The organism is Mesorhizobium sp. M7A.F.Ca.CA.001.08.2.1, from assembly GCF_003998455.1.
Classification (GTDB): Bacteria; Pseudomonadota; Alphaproteobacteria; order Rhizobiales; family Rhizobiaceae; genus Mesorhizobium; species Mesorhizobium ciceri.
The window spans coordinates 1-757 of record NZ_RZPW01001330.1 but is presented as its reverse complement, the minus strand read 5'-3'; the positions used below and the strand labels follow the sequence as shown (position 1 = coordinate 757).

1 protein-coding gene is annotated in these 757 nt (G+C 69.4%); it reads left to right on the top strand.

Annotated features, from left to right (window positions below):
- On the top strand, positions 1–556 hold a 556-nt coding region (locus EN914_RS37190), incomplete at its 5' end, for a sensor histidine kinase (protein ID WP_348631984.1).
- Between the last annotated feature and the right edge of the window lie 201 nt (positions 557–757).

The following is a 757-nucleotide window of genomic DNA, read 5'->3' as shown; positions in this document are numbered from 1 at the left end:
GCATGACGGCATGGGCGGCACCCTGGTCAATTCGATCGCCATGCTGGAGCATGCGCCGCAGAACCTTCCGGCCGATCGCTTCCTGTCCGTGCTGAAGGAACTGCGCGACGAGTTGCGGGTGATCATCGACACCGCCGCCGACGACCCGACGGGCGGCCAGTCGCTGGCCGAGTGGATCGCGCCGCTGCGCCGCCGCCAAACGCTGGCATGCGAAAGCCGCGACATCGATTGCGTGTGGAACCTGACCGGGCTGGAGGACTGCCACCTGCCGGCGGCGCGAAGCCTCGATCTCGTCCGTATCCTGCAGGAAGGCCTGACCAACGTGCTCAAGCACAGCCAGGCAAGCCGCGTCGTCATCGACCTGCACCGGCGCGGCGAGACGCTGAGCCTGGCCATCCAGGACAATGGCGTCGGCTTCGATGCCGCCTCGGAAGCGCCCGTCCCGGGCACCGGCCTGCGCTCGATGCGGGCCCGGGCCGGACGGCTGGGCGGCACGCTCGACACAAGGTCGCGGCGCGGCGAAACCGTGCTGGCCCTGCATGTGCCCGCGGCCTGAGCGGCGGATCGCGGCGCGGCGGGCATAGCTAGTTTCAACGATACCCGCCCTTGATGTCGGGTGCTATGCCCCGGGGAACATGCACGACTGCGTCGGTGCTGATCTGGGGAGCCTGGCCTTGACAGGAATTGCCATCTCGAAGTGCGGCCTGCTGCGCTCGACCGCCCTCGCGGGCTGCCTGCTGGCCACCCTGGCCTGGAG